The organism is Micromonospora sp. NPDC000089, from assembly GCF_042899365.1.
Lineage (GTDB): Bacteria > Actinomycetota > Actinomycetes > Mycobacteriales > Micromonosporaceae > Micromonospora.
Map to the genome: position 1 here is coordinate 31,007 of NZ_JBIAZT010000005.1, position 18,248 is coordinate 49,254.

Genomic DNA, 18,248 nt, shown 5'->3' on the forward strand with positions numbered 1-18,248 from the left:
CTACCCGGTGACCGGCCCCTCCCATGGGCGGGAGACGAACGAGAACAGATAGGAACCCCGCTCTCCCACCGCGAGCAGCCGCTCGCCGCCGGGAAGCCAGCAGCAGCGCCACAGGCCGTACTCCACGCGCATGGCGGTCGCCGGTTCCGGATCCGGAGCCTCAGCCGACCAGACGCGCAGTACACCGTCGACCCCGGTGGAGGCCAGCCAGCGACCGTCCGGCGAGATCGCGCAGTCGGTAACCGGCCCGTCGTGGCCACGTAGCACGCGACGGACGGCGCGGGCGGCCACATCCCACACCCGGATCGTGCCGTCCGCACCGCAGGAGGCCAGCCAGGTCCCGTCGGGGGCGATCGCGCATCCGGCGACCGCCGACTCGTGTCCCCGAAGGACCTGGCTCGGCGCACCGGACTCGACGTCCCAGATCCGCAACGTACGGTCGTCGGCCGCGGAGACCAACCAGGCACCGTCCGGGGCGATCGCACACGCCCGCACCGGCCCGTCGTGCCCGCGCAGGACGGCCCGGACCCGTCCGGTCCCGGCATCCCAGATCCGCACCGTCCGGTCGTGCGAACCCGACGCGACCGACCCGCCGTCCGGGCTGATCGCGCAGGCATTGACCAGGCTGTCGTGACCGACGAGAACGCGGTGGACGCTACCGGTCTGCGCGTCCCAGAGCCGCACGGTCCGATCGTGGCTGGCGGAGACGACGCGCGTACCGTCCGCAGCGACGGCGACGGCGTGTACCCGCCGGCGATGGCCGTCGAACACCCGTCGCCGGTACGGGTCGGCGACGTCGCGGAGCACCACCGACGTGCCCTCGGCCGAGACCACGAACGCGCCGTCGGATGCGGCGGCGCAGGCCAGCGCCTGCCGATCGTGCGACAGCGTCCTCGACCCCGCGGCGCCACCGCCGGTCTCCCAGAGTCGCACCGTGCCGTCGGCCGACGCGGACAGCATCAGATCCGACGACGGCGCGGTCGCGCACGCCCGGACCGCCTCCGCATGCCCCTCGAAGTCACCGAGGAGCTCGCCGTCCACGGTCGCGTACATCCGAAGCCGGTGGTCGGCGTCGGCGGTCACCAACCACGACCCGTCCGTCGACACCGCGCAGCCGCGGATAGGGCCGGCACGTCCACCGAGGACCGCCCGGCTGACGCCGGTGCCCAGGTCCCACAGTCGGGCGGTCTGGTCGCCGCTGGTCGTCACCATCGCGCTCGCGCCGACGAAGATCGCGGCAGACACCCAGTCGGTGTGGCCCTCGAGGATCCGTTGAGTCGTGCCGGTAGCGACGTCCCAGATCCGAGCGGTGCGGTCGTGGCTCGCGGTCGCCAGCCTGGTGCCGTCCGCGGAGATCGAACACGAGTTGACCCAGCGGGTGTGGCCCCGCAGCGTCGTCCGGTGCGCGCCGGTGCGCGAGTCCCAGATCCCGACGTCGCCGTCCTCTCCCGTCGTTGCGAACCAGGTGCCGTCCGGGTCGATCGCGCAACCGCGCAGGGCGCTCGCGTGGCCCACCACGACGAGAATCGTCTGACCGGTACGCGAGTCCCACATCCGACAGGTGTGGTCGTCACTGGCACTGAGGATCCACGTGCCATCCGGGGCGATGGCACAGCCTCGGACCGCTGCCGAGTGACCGTCCAGCGTGTTGTCGCAGCGCCCGGTACGCAGGTCCCACACCCGGACCGTGCCGTCGTCACCGCCGGAGACCGCCCAGGTGCCGTCCGGCGCGACCGCGCAGCTGTGCACCGGCCCGTGGTGGCCGGTGAGCACCCGGCGCAGGGCCTGGCTGCGTTGGTCGGGAAGCGGCCAGTCGTTGAGCAGCCGCGGATACTCACCCCAGTCCGCCAGGAAGGCGTCCACCATGGCCCGGGCCTGCGGAGTCTCGGACAGCCGGCTGAGCAGGACGCCGGTCAGGGCCCGCTCCGGACGCAGCGGAGCGAGAAGGTGGGCGACCTGACCCAGGGTCGTCTTCACGGCCGCTACGCCGGCGTCTCCGCTGAGCGCCAGATCAGGTTCCACCGAGACCGGGCCGAAGAGCCGGATCTTGGCGTCCAGCCATTTGAGGTTGCGTACCAGCGTGGTGATCTCCGCGCTGCGGCCGGCCTCCGCCAGGTGGTAGCAGAGCCGCAGCCAGAGGTATTCCGCCGACGGCGGCAGCAGCCACCAGGCCGCGGGCGTGTCCCGGCCGACCAGCGTCGCCGCCGCGTCGACCAGCGTGCCGTTGAGTTCGGCGATGCGCCGCTCACCCAGGTCCATGCGAAGGTAGGAACGCAGCACATCGTGGATCTGGCAGCCGGGCTGCCCACGGCGGGTGGACACCAGCGAGAGGCCGGTGAGCTCCTTGGTCAACCGATCGGCTGCGCGCCGGTCGAGGCCGGCGGTGTGGTGCCACAGCAGCCGAACGACGTCCTGGGGTATGACCGCGTCCTCGGGGAAGATGCCGAGTTGCCGGTAGCAGTCCCGCTCGACCTCAGTGAGCTGCGCGAGGCTCACCGTCAGGGTGGCATGAACGGCCTTGGCCCGATCCTGGTCACTGCCGATGTCGAGCGTGGTCGGTCCCTCCTCGCGCAGGCGCGCGATGATCTCTACCGCGGCCTCGTCGGCGGGTGCCCCGTCGCGAACCGCTCGGCGGATGGCCCCGTTGGTCAGCGCCATGAGCAGCGGCCACCGTCCGGTGAGGTCGAGAAGCTGGCCGACGACCGGCACGCCGAGCGGTGGCAGTCCGTTCGTGACCAGTTCCCGGGCCTCCGCCTGCCCCATCTCGTCCACCAGGATCAGCGAGGCCTCGTCGGGCAGCAGGGTCGGCACCCGGGTGGTGACCAGCCTGCGGCAGCCAACACCCCCCAGCAGGAACGGGCGTAGCTGGGCCCGCTTCCAGACGTCGTCGACGACGAGCAGGGTGGCCGGCCGCTCGTCGAGCAACGCACCCAACCGGTAACCCGCCTGGTCCACGCCGGACAGCGTCGGCCGCTGCCCCGACAACTGCTCCGAGAGGTCGTTGACGATGCCCGCGAGCTGCTCGTCCCCCGCTTCCTCGCCGATCGTCGCCCACAGCAGTCCGCCCGGATAACGACTCCTGATCTCCGGCAGCAGACACACCTCCGCCGCGAGCGTCGTCTTGCCGAAGCCACCCGTGCCGTGCAAAGCGGTGGTCAGCGCGATCGGGCCGTGCGGCTCCGCCTCGTCGAGCAGCAGCGTAGTCACCGCCCGCACCAGATCCGGCCGCGAGACGATCGCGTTCTCGGGAGTGGGCACGTTCCACGGAACGGCGGAGACACGCCTGCCCCCACCCGCCCCGCGCAGCTCCGCCAGCGCCTGGTAGACGCTGGTCTCCAGGTCGTGGGGTGTTCGGAAGCCGACGGTGACGAGCCCGTCCTGCTTCAGCCGCCGTCGAAAGGACTGCTGCCGATCCCAGAACCGGAAGTCGGCGAAGGCGATGACGGGCAACTCAGCGTCCTCGTCCAGCAGGAAGACCAGGCGGGGCTTCCCGCTGCGGCTCGCGGCCTCGTACTCCAGTTCGGTGTAGGACACCTCAGGCCGGTCGCGCACCGGTGAGCCGTACCGCAGCCCGATCAGCCCCACATACACGTCGGCCTGGTCAATGACCTCCACACAGAACGCCGCAGGCCGAACGTCCCGCGCGGCAAAGTAGGACATGTCCACGATCGCGTGACCGGCTCGGGAGATGGCGCGCTCGGCAGCGGCAACGAACGACCCGGCCACCGGATAGGTGCGCAGCTCGGTGGTGTGCGACAGGAAGACGCGCCACGGCGAGTTGGAAGACATGGGTACGATCCTCCATCCATTGCCATGATGGTTTCATACTGCGGCGATCGGGAGACGTCCGTTCGACGCTACGGCGTTCGGGAGGTGTGGTGGCTACCTGGAAGTCCCTCGGCGGGACATGGATCGAGGGCCCCCAGTCGGTGCGGTTGCGCGACGGCTCGCTCGGCGTCTTCGTCCGTGGCGCGGACCACGCTATCCACGTGCGCTGGCTTAGTGGAGCAGACTGGGAGCCGTGGCACTCCCTCGGGGGCCGGATGCTGTACGGACCCACGGTGGTCGAGGACCACGGCCGGGTCGACGTTTTCGCGGTCAACCAGGAACTCTTCGTCTGCCACTCGGCGCTGGAGGACGGCCGGTGGTCGCCGTGGCTGTCCCTGCACCACCAAGACGTGGGCAGCAGCATGGCGGCGCCGGCGGCCGTCCGCTCCGCTCAGGGCCAGCTCGATCTCCTGGTACAGGGGCTGGACCGGCTGATCTACCGTCGCTCCCAGCGCGACGGCCGTTGGGGGCCCTGGGCCCCTCCGCTCCCAGGGCTGTCGCTCGGCATGCCTCATGTGATCGCTGCCGGGAACGGCGGGCTGGAACTGTTCGCGCTGGGCGCCGACCGGCGACTGCAGCACCTCGCGTGCGGTGCTCCGGAGGCGACCGACTGGCAGTGCCTCGACGACGGCCTCGCCGCCGCCGTCCCCCACCTCGCGGCCGGACCGGGCCGGCGCCTGGACCTCGTGGCGCTCGCGCCGGATCGAACGCTCCTGCACATGAGACGCCAGGACGGGGAGTGGACGGACCCCACCCCACTGGGCGGCAAGATCGCCCATCCGCCGCGGGTGGCGGCGCTTCCCGACGGTTCCATCTGCGCCCTGGTCGTCGGAGACGAGGGTGCGGTGTGGTACCGCACCCTACGCCGGGACGACTGGAGTTGGTGGGAGTGCCTCGGCGGCAGCCTCGTCGGGTCGATCAGCGCGGTGCCCGGCTCGGACGGCACGCTGGACCTGCTGCTGATCGGCGAGGACAGTGCGCTCTGGCACACCACCATGACAGTCTCCTGATCAGGTCTCCTCCCCAGCCATCTTCGCCATCCACCCGTCGTTCTGGATGGAGATGAGACGTTCGCAATCCGCCACGAACGCATCGTCCCGGGCAGGACCCGGTGGCGTGACCTCGTACTGGTCGAGCAGGTGCTGCAGACCGGCGGCCGTCCTCGCGAACTCGACCTGCTGGTACTCGTAACGCTCGGCGGCCGCGTGCGCCACCAGGGCGGTCCCGATCGTGGTCACCACGCCGACCCAGCCGGCGACACCGATGCCGGGGACGACCCCGGACACAGCGGCGAGCCCGGCGGCGAGATAGGAGAGCGCAGCCTCGGCCCTCCGCGTCCTGGCCGAGTAGCGCCGCATCGCGGCGGCGTTCCGTCGGTAGTAGTCGTTCTTCTGCCCCTCCACCCGCAGATCGATGTACGTGGCCACGTCCCGCACCGCCGGAAGCTCACGCGATTCAGCGGCGATGCCGGCCGTGTGCCCTGCGAGGTCCCGCGCGGCCTCGACGATCTCCCCCACCCGGTCCAGGAGGATTCGAGCGCGATCGTCACCCCGGAACGGGGAGACGCCCGCCAGATAGGCGTAGACCTCGGCCTTCAACGACTCGGAGACCGACCTGAGCCGGGTCCAGTCCGAGGTTGCGGCCGCCGAGGCGGCCCGCCCCACCAGCGGCACCAATACCAACGCGACCGCGGCGGCCAGCCCGACCGCCACCGCGAGACGGTGTGCGGCCGAAGTGATCTGCGCGGCGACCGCCGTCAGGACCGCCCCGGCGATGGTCAGCCCCAGAACGCGCCGCCGGGCCCGCCGTATCAGGGCCTTCACCTCGTTGGCCGCCTGGGACCAGACGCTCTGCTCGTCCCACTTCGAAGACAGCACTTTCGATTCTACGGTGGATGCCATGCCGGAATTCTCGCCGCAACTTCTCGAGGCTCTCGCCGCAGGCTTCCGTCCGAAGCCGGCTGAGCCTTCCCACCGCCCGACTGGGTGAGTGATGGAAGGGGCCGAAGCTGTGGAGACCGACCTCGCTGTGCTCGGCACGAGGCTGGCGTACGTGCCGGACCTCATCGCCGCGAAACGGGAACCCGAGCACGGGACCGCTCCCCGCAGGTGCCGTGGAGCGACTCGCCGTCGATGTGCTGCGGCTGCGCGCCGAACTGGAGACCGCCCGGGACACCTCGACGCTGCCGGAACGCGCCGACCCGATGGCCGTGGACGCGCTGCACGACCTGGCGGTGCGCGCCCGACTGAGCTGACGCGCTTGCATTCCGGCCGAATCTGACCCAGACGATGAACAGGTCCTGCAGGGTCATGAAGGGAGGCGGAAGACATGGCCGGGTGCAGCGCCGACGACCTGAGAGGAATCATGAACGCCCTCGAGGCTCAGCCTGGCAATTGGCGTTGCGTAGCCGCTGGCCCCCGCGGTTAAACTGTGGGCATGATCAGCTCGCACGCGTTCCCGACGACGTCCTCCGACGTCTTGGTCGGCGCGCTGCGACGCCGACGGTCCACCGACCGCCTGCGCTGAGCGACCTTCTCTGCGACCGGCGGATCGAGCCGCCGGTCATCGCCGATCGTCCTCGGTCCGCCCGCATTCTCATCCGATAATCCGCGCTGCGGATCCGAGCGAGATCGGCGTACCCATGGATCTGGAGAAGCTTCTGACCGACCGGCTGGCGCCAGCGTTCGCGACGGTGGCGAGCGAGCCGGTGGATCCGGCCGTGCGTCGTTCCCACAGGGCTGACTTCCAGTCCGAGGCGGCCCTGGCGCTGGCCCGGCGGCTCGGCCGGTCGCCGCACGCCATCGCCACCGAGGTGCTGCAGCACGCCGAGCTGGCCGACCTGTGCAGCGTGGCGGAGGTGTCCGGTCCAGGCTTCCTCAATCTGACCGTCGCTGACGACGCCCTGGCCGGCCTGGTATCCGCGCTGGCCGCCAGCCGGCGGCTGGGTGTGCCGGTGGTCGCCGCGCCGGAGACCGTAGTGGTCGACTACTCGGCGCCCAACGTGGCGAAGGAGATGCACGTCGGGCACCTACGGTCGACGGTGATCGGCGACGCGGCGGCCCGGCTGCTGGAGTGGCTGGGGCACCGGGTGCTGCGGGCCAACCACCTGGGCGACTGGGGCACCCCCTTCGGCATGCTGATCGAGCACCTGGTCGACCTGGGCGAGGCCGAGGCGACGCACGATCTGTCGATGGGCGACCTCGACGCGTTCTACAAGGCAGCCCGGGCCAAGTTCGACGCCGACGAGGCGTTCCGGGAACGGTCCCGGCGGCGGGTGGTGGCGTTGCAGAGCGGCGACGAGGCAACCCTGCGGCTGTGGCGGTTGCTGGTGAAGCAATCCGAGCGGTACTTCCTGACCGTGTACGACCTGCTCGACGTGACCCTCACCGAGCAGGACTTCCACGGTGAGAGCAGCTACAACGACCTGCTCGGCCCGGTGGTCGAGGACTTGGACCGCCTCGGGCTGGTGCGGGAGAGCGAGGGAGCGACCTGCGTGTTCCCGCCCGGCTTCGTCGGGCGAGACGGGGCACCGCTGCCCTTGATCGTGCGTAAGTCCGACGGCGGATACGGCTACCCGGCGACCGACCTGGCGGCGACCCGGCACCGGACCGGCACGCTGGGCGCGACCCGGCTGCTCTACGTGGTCGGGCTACCCCAGCGGCAGCACTTCGAGATGGTGTACGCCGCCGCCGCGCAGGCCGGATGGCTGGCCCCGCCGGCCCGGGCCGAGCACCTCGGGTTCGGCTCGATCCTCGGGTCGGACGGCCGGATGCTGCGCAGCCGGGCCGGCGGGTCGGTGAAGCTGGTCGGGCTCCTGGAGGAGGCAATCGCTCGGGCCACCGCAATGGCTCGGCAGCGCAACCCTCAGTTGAGCAAGGCCGAGGCGGCCGAGGTGGGCCGGGCGGTCGGCATCGGCGCGGTCAAGTACGCCGACCTGTCCAGTGACCGGCACAAGGACTACGTGCTCGACTGGGAGCGGATGCTCTCGCTCGACGGCAACACCGCGCCCTACCTTCAGTACGCGTACGCGCGGATCCGGTCCATCTTCCGGCGGGCCGGGGCAGCGGCCCGGCCCGAAGCGGGAATCTCACTGGCCGAACCCGCCGAACGCGCACTCGCCTTCGAACTCGTCGGCTTCGGCAAAGTGATCGACGAGGTGGCGGTGAACCTGGAATTTCACCACCTCACCGGGTACCTGTACCGGCTGGCCGCCACGTTCAGCGCGTTCTACGAGCGGTGCCCCGTGCTGCGGGCCGACGCACCGGTCCGCGACAGCCGGCTGGTGCTGTGCGACCTGACCGCCCGAGTGCTGCAGCAAGGCCTCCACGTACTCGGCATCCGGACTCTCGAACAGATGTGATCGGGGCTGTCTCGCTAACGGTGTTTCCGGCGATCTTGGTAAGCAGCGCTTCCTGCGCGGTGACCTCTTCGGCGAATTCGAAGAGGTCACCGATGCGACTACCCTTGCGAGAGGTTCAACGTCTTGCTCATGGTCATCGGCCGTGGGGTTCTGGTTCGTGTCATCCCACCGACACGAACCCCCACGCCTGCGGTAGGTGGGCGGCGATGGGTACGGGCACTTCGTTCTCTTAGTCATCGCTGAACGAAGTGCCGCCCACGGCCATAGCTTGGTCGGCTCCACGGGCAAGCGACCCTGTGCCGACCAGGTCCAGAGGAGCCGGCGAGTCACCCGACCCGTCGACAAACTACGCCGACGGGTCGGGTGACTCGAGCCGGTGGAGTCGTTCCTGGCTTTCCCGGGCCCCGGCCTCGTCGCCGATCTCCTGTTGAATGACCGTCGCGCGACGCAGGTCTTCGGCGGCGGCCGCCCGGTCGGCGAGACCGACGAATGCCTCGGCGCGGTTGACCAGGACGTCGATCTCGATCTTCTTGTGCGCGAGCTGCTGGCTGAGCGCCAACGCGTCGTCGAGCAGCGCCTTCATCGGTCCCCACTGCCCGCGCCGACGGTGCAGCTTCGCGATCGAGCGGGTGGCCGACAGATCCGCCATCCGCGCGATGCGCTCCGGCGGTGCGGTTTCCGGGTCCCGGACGACGGTGCTGACCGCGCCGAACGCGGCGACGGCCTCCTCGTAGCGGTCCAACCCCCCGAGACACTGACCGACAGCGATGAGGGCCTGGGGGAGCCCTTCCCTGTCCCGGGCTCGCTGGAAGTTGTCGGCGGCCTCACGGGCGTACCGGAGTGCTTCCGCGTAGCGTTCCGCGTTCAGCAGCGCCCAGGTGCAGTAGAAGCGTGCCCAGCCCTGCTGGCCGAGGTCCGCCGCGCGGATGGCGAATTCGACGGCCCGTTCGGCGTGCTGGAACCCCGTGTCGGGCTCGTCCAGGCAGTAGATGTAGGCCCAGGCGAGATAGCCGAGATGGACGGCCCGGAGACGATCGTCGTCGAGTTGGTCTGCTGCCGCCACGGAGAGCGCGAACACGTCATGCCACCGGCCCCAGTGTGCCCACATGTCGGAGAACCAGTGCAGCGACTCGGCGACGTCGATCACTCGCTGGTGCTCGCCGTCCGCAGCGGCGCCCATCAGTGCGGGCAGCCAGTTCTCGGCCTCGGTCTGCAGCCACTCGCGGGCCGTGTCGGCGGTGTCGAGGTCGACGTACCGGGTGGCGCCGGGGGGCGGGGCGCCGTAGCCGGGTTCGTACCAGCGCCCGGCGACGATGGCGGTGTCCAGCAGCCAGTCGACGGCGCGGCGTTGCACGGCGCGCCGGTCCGCGGCGGATTCCTCCTGGCGCAGCTCCAGGTCGGCGTAGAGCCGCAGCAGGTCGTGGAACGAGTACCGGTCGTCGGAACCGTGCTGGAGCAGGCCGAGGTCGATCAGCTCGGCCAGGGCGTCCTCGGCGCCGTACAGCGGCTCGTCGGCCAGCACGGCGGCCAGTTCGGCCCCGGTGGAGGGGCCCGGGACGAGGGCGAGCCGGCGGAACAGCCGCCGGCCGACCCCGGACAACTGGTCGTACGACAGCTGGAATGCCGCCTTGACCTGCAGGTCTCCGATGGTCAGGGCATCCAGCCGACGCTCCTCGGTGCTGAGTCGGTCGGCCAGGTCGGCCGCCGTCCAACCGGGTCGGCTGGCCAGCCGGTTGCCGGCGATGCGCAGGGCGAGCGGCACGTTCGCACAGAGCTGGGCGAGCCGGTCCAGCCCGGCGGCCTGGCCGGGGTGGTCGACGACGAGTCCGGCGAGCAGGTCGACGGCAGCCGCGTCAGGCAAGGGCGCCAACAGCAGCCGATCCACCCCCTCCAACCCGCTGAGGGCTCGGCGGCTGGTCACCAGCACCGTGGCCGGTCCCTCGGCGGGCAGGACGGGCCGCACCTGGCCCTCGTTGGCGGCGTTGTCGAGCACCACGGCTATCCGGCGACCCTGGACGAGGGTGCGCCACAGCGCGGACGCCTCGTCGAGGTCGCGGGGGGTCGTCCCGGTGGCCGGGTCGACGGCGTGGATCAGGCGATCGAGCACGGCTGTCGGGCTCAGCGGTGCGCTGTCCAGGCCCCGCAGGTCGACGAAGTACTGCCCGTCCGGGAACGATGCGGTCAGCCCGGTGACCGCCCGTACCGCGAGGGAGGTCTTGCCGATCCCCGGCGGCCCGCTGATCACCACCACCGGTGCCGGCTGCCCGGAGCGGGCGGCGCCGGCACGGGCGTCGATCAGGTCGAGCTCGTCGCCGCGACCGGCGAAATCGGTGAGCCGCCGGGGCAGCGGGGCTCGACCTCGGGCCACAGGCTGGCCGCGCCGCCGCCCGGCGCGGGCGGCGGAGACCAACCCGTCCCGGTCGTCCGGGTCGAGCCGCAGGGCGTCGGCGATCGCGGCGACGGTACGGGCCTGCGGCCCCTGGCTGACGCCGCGTTCCATGTCGCTGATCGCCCGGTCGCTGACCCCGGAACGCTCGGCGAGCTGTTCCAGGGTCAGATCGGCGGCCAGCCGTAACCGTCGCAGCAGCGGTCCGAACGCGATGTCCTCCGGCATCGGAAACCCCCTGTGACCTGGTCTGTCCGGCCCAGTCTTTCACGGGCGGGCGGCATCGGGTTCGGCGTCGGGCACCGATCACCCTGCCGCCGACGGTCGGCATGCACCGACTGCGGCGACCGGGCCGCCGCGGACCGCCAGGACGGCGAGGTCGTCCCGATTGGTTCCGCCGCCGAAGGCGAGCACCGCTCGCTGAATATGACCCGGCACGGTGGTCACGTCCGATCCGCCCACCCGGGCGAGCAGGTGGGGAAGCCTGCCCGCGTACTCCTCGTCGCCCCGGCGGGCCTCGGTCACTCCGTCGGTGTAGAGCAGCAGGGTGTCACCGGCGCCGAGCAGCACCCGGCTCGCGGCCAACTGGGGCTCGCTGATCACGCCCAACATCGTCCCGCCGCCACCGACCGGATCCACCCGGCTGTCGTGGTGGCGGAGCAGGACCGGCGGATGCCCGGCGGAGCAGAGGGTGATCTCGACGCCCCGCACGGCGGGCCGCAGCAGCAGACAGACCACGGTGAGGAACCGCGTGGTGGCCAGTCCGTCCCGCATGAGCAGCCCGTTCAGCCGGGACAGGATCTGCGCCGGGCGATCGTCCCGGGCCGCGGCGCAGCGGATCATCGCTCGCACGCCGTCGGCGACCGCCGCGGCTGCCGATCCCTTGCCGCAGACGTCCCCGAGCACCGCGACCCAGCGGTCGTCCCCGGTCGGGAACACGTCGACGAAGTCGCCGGACAGGATGGCCCCGCCGGCGGGGAAGCTGCCGGCGGCGACCTGGAAGTACGACGGCGGGATCACATCCAGCAGGACGTCCGGTGGCGGCGGAACCGGGCAGGGGACCGCGCACATCTGTGGGTGCGCGGTCGGTGACGGTCGGGTGGAGATGGTCGAACTCATGAGACTGGGGTGCTTCTTCCTGCCTGGTCGCTACGTGCCCAGCCAATGAACCGCGTCGGCCGCCGCAGCACCATGAAGAAAGCACGCAGAAGCACCTCGTTCTTGGTCGCCGCGCTGCTGGAGGCGTACTTCTGCGTGCTTTCTTCGTGGTGGCCGGCCGTCGCGGCGGGTTGACTCGGTGGTGCGGTGAGGCCGGCTGGTCCGGGGGGCGGTCGGCCTCACCCGATTCCATCGTTCCCAGCTCAGGAGTGCTACCACATGCCCTACGTCAAGGTCGGCGAAGAGAACAGCGGCGACATCGACATCTACTACGAGGACCACGGCACAGGCCAGCCCGTGGTGCTGATCCACGGGTACCCGCTGAACGGGGCGTCCTGGGAGAAGCAGACCCGCGAGCTGCTCGCCGCCGGTCACCGGGTGATCACGTACGACCGGCGCGGGTTCGGCAAGTCGAGCCAGCCGACGGTCGGCTACGACTACGACACCTTCACCGCCGACCTGAACACCCTGCTGGAGCACCTCGACCTGCGCGACATCATCCTGGTCGGCTTCTCGATGGGCACCGGTGAGGTGACCCGCTACCTGGGCCGCTACGGCTCCGACCGGGTCCGCAAGGCGGTGCTGATGGGCGCCATCCAGCCGTTCCTGCTCAAGACCGACGACAACCCGGACGGCGTCGACAAGCAGGTGTTCGAGGACATCAAGGCGGCCGTCGTCGCCGACCGGCCGGCGTACTTCAAGGACTTCCTCGACAACTTCTACAACGTCGACGTGCTGGGCGGCACCCGGATCAGCGAGCAGGCCTGGCAGAACAGCTTCACCACCGCGATCGGCGCCTCGGCGCACGCCGCCTACGCCTGCGTCGACACCTGGCTGACCGACTTCCGCGAGGACGTCGCCAAGATCGACGTGCCGACCCTGCTGCTGCACGGCGACGCCGACCGGATCCTGCCGATCGACGCCACCGCCAACCGGCTGCCCGGCCTGATCGCCGACCTGCGCTACGAGGTCATCCCGGACGGCCCGCACAACATCGCCTGGACCCACCCGGAGCTGGTCAACCGCTACCTGCTGGAATTCATCGCCGCCTGAGCCGGTGATCGACCGGACCGCCGGCTGACCAGGTCCCCTCAGCCGGTACGCGACGCGGCCGGTCCGGCGATCCCGCCGGGCCGGCCGCGTCGATCCCCCCGATCAGCTAGGAGCAATCACCATGGCCGTCGTCGAAGGCATCCTCACCCCGCAGGACCGCGCCACCACCGGCGCAGCCCTGCAACAGGTCCTGACCGACCTGATCAACCTGGGCCTGCAGGCCAAGCAGGCCCACTGGAACCTCACCGGCCCGAACTTCCGCAGCCTGCACCTGCACCTGGACGAGCTCGTCGACCTGGCCCGCGGGCACGCCGACGAGGTCGCCGAACGGGCGGTCAGCATCGGGGTCAACCCCGACGGCCGGCCGCGTACGGTGGCTGACCAGTCCACCCTGCCGACCCTCGACCAGGGCGACGTCGAGGACGGCACCGCCGTCGAGCTGATCACCGACAGCCTGTACGCCCTGATCCGTACGCTGCGGCAGGCCGTCACCGACACCGCGGACAGTGACCCGATCACCCAGGACCTGCTGATCGGCGTCACCGCCGCCGTCGAGAAGCAGCACTGGATGTTCCGCGCCCAACACTGACCCACGCCGAGGAATCCGCGACGCCGCGCAGCAGGGCGAAGGCGTCGGCTCACGTCGACCTGGAGGCGTTCGGCGAGGATCGAGGCAGCGACGTCGGATGGATCGGAGCCCCGAAGGTCGTGTTCAGCCACGTCTGACGCCGCAACCGTCGCCCCGCGGCCACCGCCCAGGTCGACAGCCACGTCAGCCGGCAGCTCGTCACCCGGTCACGGCCCGACCGGATACACCGGTCGGGCCGTGACCATCTCCGGATCAGCGCGCTGCGCCCCCCAGCACGGCATGCGCCCGGTCGCCGTACCTCGCCGCGACGAGAACCTCGAATCGGCGTGGCACGGAGGCATTGCGGGAGACGACGTCGCGACGCCCTCCGGTCAGGCGGTGCCCGGCGGCGATGAACGCTGCCCCGACAGCCTCGGCGTAGCTGGGTGACTGCCCAGGGACACCTGCTCGGTGGCCCTCCGGTCGGGTGTCTCCCCGCCCGCAACCGCCCCGCCGGCCCACCGCCTCATCCCCGGCTCCCGATCTCGTCCTGTTCGGGTCCGACCGACGGCACCACCACGACCGGGCAGGGCGCGTGCTGAACGCAGTGCTGGCTGACCGAACCGAGCAGCATCCCGGCGAAAGCGCCGTGCCCTCGGCTGCCCACCACCAGCAGCTGCGCCCCGTGGGCGACGTCGAGCAGCGCCTGGGACGGATGGCCGTGCACGACCCGGGTCAGGATCTCCGCCGGTGGGCGCCCGGCGGCCTCGTCGCCGACCGCCTCCGCGAGCATCTTCCCGGTGATGGCGGCGAGGTCGACGTCCTCGAACACCGATGGCGACCACCCGTACGCGAACCCGTACACGGGCGGGCCCTGCCACACGCTGACGGCTTCGACCGCCGCGCCGGTCAACTGGCCGTGGCTCAGCGCCCAGCGCAGTGCCGCTCTGGACCCTGTCGACCCGTCGACGCCGACGACGATGCGTCGACCCTGCTCCTCGGCCTGGTTCACCATGTCGTCATCCGCCCGGCCTCTCGAATCGTCGGCACCGCCCGGTCCTACCTGAGCCATGCGGAACGTCGTACCAACGGGACCTCGGCCCATCGCGCGCCCAGGCCCAGGGTGTGGCCGGCGCCCAGGAGGGCGAGGACGACCAGCGCGGCGGCGTAGACGAGGTGGTCGTCCATGAACGGGTTGCTGGCCGGCGGCAGGACCACGGTCCACATCATCACGGTCAGCAGCGCCCCGGCCCCGGCGGCCAGTCGCATGGCCACCCCGAGGACCAGTGCGACACCCACCGCGAGCAGGGCGCCCATGAACAAGGTGTCGGTCAGCCAGCCGCCGGCGATCGAGTGGTAGAAGCCGGTGAACGGGCCGGTGGCCGCCGATCCCAGGAAACCCTTGGTCGGGCTGCCGCCGTTGACCCACGACCTCGCCGCGGTCGTCTCGTGTCCCAGGCCGAACATCTTGTCCAGGAAGGCCCAGAGGAATATCCAGCCCAGCGCGAGTCGGATCCCGGCGAGCAGGTAATGCACCGGTGCACTCAACTGCGGACCGACTCCGGCCCCGGCGGTCGGCGTCGTTCCGCGGTGTACCGCGGTGGGTGCGCCGACCGGTTCCCTCTGCCCGGGTAGGCGTCCGGCGCCATCGGTCGCCGGTCGCGCCAGCCTGACGGTTGGTACGGCGCCGCGCGCCGCGCCGTTGTGGTCCTTGGCGATGTAGGCCATCGCGCTCACATTCCCTCACTGCTCAACTACGGGCCCGCGGCCTGAATGACCATGGGTGGTGCCGGTTGCCAGGAAGGCGATCCAGAGGCCGCGCCGACATGCTCCGCCACGGGTGTGGCGTGGTCGGCGGTGGCGGGGACCGGTCAGCTCCTGGGCGGATCGACGACGGCGGGCGATCAGCCACCGGGGGCCCGAGCGACGCCCTCACTCTACGCCCGGTCGATGGAGAAGGCGCCGCACGCAGCGAGGGTTAATTGCTGAGTGGTACGGCAGGCGTGGCCGTGCTGGTACTTGTCGCTCGGCGTGCGGCGGGGTGGCGATGCCGCCTCGCCCAGCGGGCGAGCTCGTCGACGCCCCAGACCACGATCGGGAAGGGGGCGACGACGGCGAGTTGGGCCCAGCTCAGTGCGGCGGTGCCGAAGATGTGCTGCAGGGCCGGGACGTAGATGACGGCGGCGGTGAAGACGAGCTCGAACAGGATGCCCCAGAGCAGCAGTGGGTTGCTGAGCAGTCCGACGGTGAACAGCGACTCCCGGTCGGTGCGGGCGGCGAAGGCGGTGCCGATCTGACAGGCCACGATCCCGGCGAAGGTGACCGTGGTGGCCTGGAGGTAGGCGTGGTGCAGCGCGGTTCCGGGCCCGGTGGGGTCACCGGGCGACCACCCGGCGCGGCTGAGGGTGTAGAGGTAGCCGCCCATGACCAGGCCCGCGGAGACCCCGCCGAGCAGCAGCCAGGCGCGCAGCAGCAGGGCCCGGTCGATGACCCCGGTGGTACGAGGTCGAGGCGCGCGGTCCATGAGACCGGGTTCGGCGGGTTCGCGGCCGAGGGCCAGGGCGGGCAGGGTCTCCGTGCCGAGGTCGATCGCGAGGATCTGCAGCACCGTGAGCGGTAGCGGGATCGCCCCACCGGAGAGGGCGAAGATCAGGAACGGGACGACCTCGGGTACGGCGTGCGCGAAGATGTAGAGGACGAACTTGCGGACGTTGTCGAAGACCCGCCGACCGGCGGCGACGGCGGTGACGATGGTGGCGAAGTTGTCGTCGGTGAGCACCATGGTGGCGGCCTCGCGGGCGACGTCGGTGCCGGAGCGGCCCATCGCGACGCCGATGTCGGCGTGCCGCAGGGCGGGGGCGTCGTTGACGCCGTCGCCGGTCATCGCGACGACCTGTCCGCCGGCGCGCAGCGCCTCGCAGATCCGGAGCTTCGCCTCGGGTGCCGCCCGGGCGAACACGATCTCCTCGTCCCCGGCGAGTAGTGCGTCGAGGTCGGCGTCGCTGAGCCGGTCCAGGTCGTCGCCGGCGACGATGCGGGCACCGGCGCGGCCGACGCCGACCTGGTGGGCGATCGCGGCCGCGGTGGGGCCGTAGTCGCCGGTGATGACGTGGACGCGGATGCCGGCGCGGTGGGCGCTGGCGACCGCGTCGGCGACGCCGGGTCGGGCCGGGTCGACCATCGCGGCCAGCCCCAGCAGCGTCAGCCCGGTTTCGGCGTCCTCGCGTCGGGTGGGGGCCACCTGCCCGTCGGGAAGGGGCCGCTGGGCGACTGCGAGGACGCGTAGCCCGCCGGCCGCGTACCGGTCCAGGGTGTGTTGCAGCTCGACGCGGGTCTGATCGTCAAGCGGTCGGACGCTGCCGCCGGGGTCGATGAGCCGGGTGCAGCACGGCAGCACCGTCTCCGGTGCCCCCTTGGTGTGGACGGCCAGCGCCCCGGCGGTGTCGTCCACGACGGACATGCGTTTGAGGTGGGCATCGAAGTGGAACACGGCGCGGCGGCCGGCGTCCCGCGCGGCGGGTGTGACGGCCACGCCGAGGCTCGTCGCCAGGCGCAGCAGGGCCAGCTCGGTGGGATCCCCGCTACCGGCCGGCTGGGTGTGGGTCGGCGGCTGGGCGGTGGTGCAGGCCGCGGCGGCGGTGGCGAGAGCGCGGGCGCGGGGGTCGCCGACGCCGGCGGTGGGGTCGAACTCCGCGCCGGGCAGCCACAGGCGGGTGACCGTCATCCGGTTCTCGGTGAGGGTGCCGGTCTTGTCGGTGCAGATGACGGTGGTCGAACCGAGGGTCTCCACGGCGGAGAGCCGCTTGACGACGGCGCCCTTGCGGGCGAGTTCCCGGACGCCGACCGCCAGGGCGAGCGTGATGATCGGCAGCAGCCCTTCGGGGACGTTCGCCACGATCAGGCCGATGGAGAAGTTGATCGCGGCGCTCCAGCCGAGGCCGGCCCACACGCCGACGGGTAGGAACGCCACCCCGACCGCGACGGCGACGACCGCGATGATCCAGGTGGCCCGGCGGACCTGCGTCTCCAGCGGACTTCGTTGGACGGCTCCGCGTTGGGACAGGGCGGCGATGCGGCCCAACTCGGTGTGCATGCCGGTGCGGGTGACGACGGTGGTGGCCGCGCCGCCGGTGCAGGTGGTGCCGCTGAAGACGAGGTCGTGGGCGTCCAGCACCGAGCCGGTGGTCCCGGTGCGGTCGGCCGAGCGGGTGACGGGCATCGATTCGCCGGTCAGCGCGGACAGGTCCACCGTGACGGCGCCGTCGATGATGCGGGCGTCGGCGCAGACCCGGTCGCCCTCGGCGACGAGCAGGATGTCGCCGGGCACCAGGTTCGCGGCGGGAATCTCGGCGTGGGTGTCGTCGCGGACCACCGCGGCGGTCGCCGGCAGGAAAGCGGCGAGGGCGTCGACGGCGTGTTCGGCCTGCATCTCCTGCACGAACGCGAACCCGGCGTTGAGCAGGATCACCGCGGCCACCGCCACCGCCAGCGCCGGGGTGCCACCGGCCCAGGCCAGGACGGCGGCGAGCGTCAGCAGGATCGCCAGCGGCTGGGTGAACTGGGACAGCAGCTCGCCCGGCCAGCGTCTACCGGCCCGCCGGGCCAGCCCGTTCGGCCCGTACACGACCAGCCGGCGGGCGGCCTCGCGGCCGGCCAGTCCGTACGGTGAGGTGCGCAGGTCGCGGAACAACTCGGCGAGCGGCTGCCGGGCGTCCACCTCGCCGCCGGCGGGTCGACCGTCCGATCCGGTGCCCTCGGCCAAGGGAGTGGTGCCTCGCGGCGTGGTCGGTGTCGGTGCGGTCATCGTGGCGTCCTTCAGGTGTCGAGGACAGGCGAGGCAGGGCGGCTGCGGCGCGAAGCGGCCTGGGTGGACAAAGTCGCGCGGCGCTACACAC

General features: G+C 71.5%; 11 protein-coding genes and 1 pseudogene. 5 read left to right on the forward strand and 7 right to left on the reverse strand.

What is annotated here, in order from left to right:
* Positions 1-3,789 carry a DUF4062 domain-containing protein gene (locus ACFY3U_RS11705; RefSeq protein ID WP_387198957.1) on the reverse strand — a complete coding sequence of 1,263 codons (3,789 nt, stop codon included), beginning with the start codon at positions 3,787-3,789 and terminating at the stop codon, positions 1-3.
* 89 nt (positions 3,790-3,878) lie between these two features.
* Between ACFY3U_RS11705 and ACFY3U_RS11710 the strand changes: the two genes are divergently transcribed.
* On the forward strand, positions 3,879-4,838 hold the full coding sequence (locus ACFY3U_RS11710) for a hypothetical protein (protein WP_387198960.1): 960 nt from the start codon (positions 3,879-3,881) through the stop codon (positions 4,836-4,838).
* Here ACFY3U_RS11710 and ACFY3U_RS11715 read toward each other — a convergent pair whose 3' ends face one another.
* Positions 4,839-5,729 (reverse strand): DUF4231 domain-containing protein, encoded by an 891-nt coding sequence (locus ACFY3U_RS11715; protein ID WP_387198963.1) that lies wholly within the window; start codon positions 5,727-5,729, stop codon positions 4,839-4,841. It abuts the gene before it with no gap.
* A gap of 109 nt (positions 5,730-5,838) precedes the next feature.
* On the opposite strand from ACFY3U_RS11715, the pseudogene ACFY3U_RS11720 reads away from it, so the two are divergent.
* Together ACFY3U_RS11720 and argS are read left to right on the forward strand one after the other, a co-directional pair.
* Positions 5,839-6,082, forward strand: a pseudogene (locus ACFY3U_RS11720) (nucleotidyltransferase domain-containing protein); the annotation flags it as partial.
* Between the two features lie 387 nt (positions 6,083-6,469).
* Positions 6,470-8,188: an arginine--tRNA ligase gene (gene argS / locus ACFY3U_RS11725; protein WP_387198966.1), complete on the forward strand. Its 1,719-nt coding sequence runs from the start codon at positions 6,470-6,472 to the stop codon at positions 8,186-8,188.
* Positions 8,189-8,534: 346 nt separating this feature from the next.
* Here argS and ACFY3U_RS11730 read toward each other — a convergent pair whose 3' ends face one another.
* Positions 8,535-10,802 carry an ATP-binding protein gene (locus ACFY3U_RS11730; protein WP_387198969.1) on the reverse strand — a complete coding sequence of 756 codons (2,268 nt, stop codon included), beginning with the start codon at positions 10,800-10,802 and terminating at the stop codon, positions 8,535-8,537.
* Between the two features lie 78 nt (positions 10,803-10,880).
* The gene (locus ACFY3U_RS11735; RefSeq protein WP_387198972.1) at positions 10,881-11,693 is read right to left on the reverse strand and encodes a PP2C family protein-serine/threonine phosphatase; all 813 of its coding nucleotides are present in this window, start codon (positions 11,691-11,693) and stop codon (positions 10,881-10,883) included.
* Positions 11,694-11,951: 258 nt separating this feature from the next.
* On the opposite strand from ACFY3U_RS11735, the gene ACFY3U_RS11740 reads away from it, so the two are divergent.
* Positions 11,952-12,785 carry an alpha/beta fold hydrolase gene (locus ACFY3U_RS11740; RefSeq protein ID WP_387198976.1) on the forward strand — a complete coding sequence of 278 codons (834 nt, stop codon included), beginning with the start codon at positions 11,952-11,954 and terminating at the stop codon, positions 12,783-12,785.
* Between the two features lie 121 nt (positions 12,786-12,906).
* Complete coding sequence (locus tag ACFY3U_RS11745; RefSeq protein ID WP_387198978.1) at positions 12,907-13,374, forward strand: Dps family protein; 468 nt, start codon at positions 12,907-12,909, stop codon at positions 13,372-13,374.
* Positions 13,375-13,879: 505 nt separating this feature from the next.
* Here ACFY3U_RS11745 and ACFY3U_RS11750 read toward each other — a convergent pair.
* From ACFY3U_RS11750 to ACFY3U_RS11760, 3 genes are all read right to left on the reverse strand, one after another.
* Positions 13,880-14,458, reverse strand: a complete 579-nt coding sequence (locus tag ACFY3U_RS11750; RefSeq protein ID WP_387198980.1) for a universal stress protein — start codon at positions 14,456-14,458, stop codon at positions 13,880-13,882.
* Positions 14,413-14,901: a hypothetical protein gene (locus ACFY3U_RS11755; protein ID WP_387198983.1), complete on the reverse strand. Its 489-nt coding sequence runs from the start codon at positions 14,899-14,901 to the stop codon at positions 14,413-14,415. The genes ACFY3U_RS11750 and ACFY3U_RS11755 overlap by 46 nt, the downstream gene beginning before the upstream one ends.
* 430 nt (positions 14,902-15,331) lie before the next feature.
* Positions 15,332-18,157: a cation-translocating P-type ATPase gene (locus ACFY3U_RS11760; RefSeq protein WP_387198985.1), complete on the reverse strand. Its 2,826-nt coding sequence runs from the start codon at positions 18,155-18,157 to the stop codon at positions 15,332-15,334.
* Between the last annotated feature and the right edge of the window lie 91 nt (positions 18,158-18,248).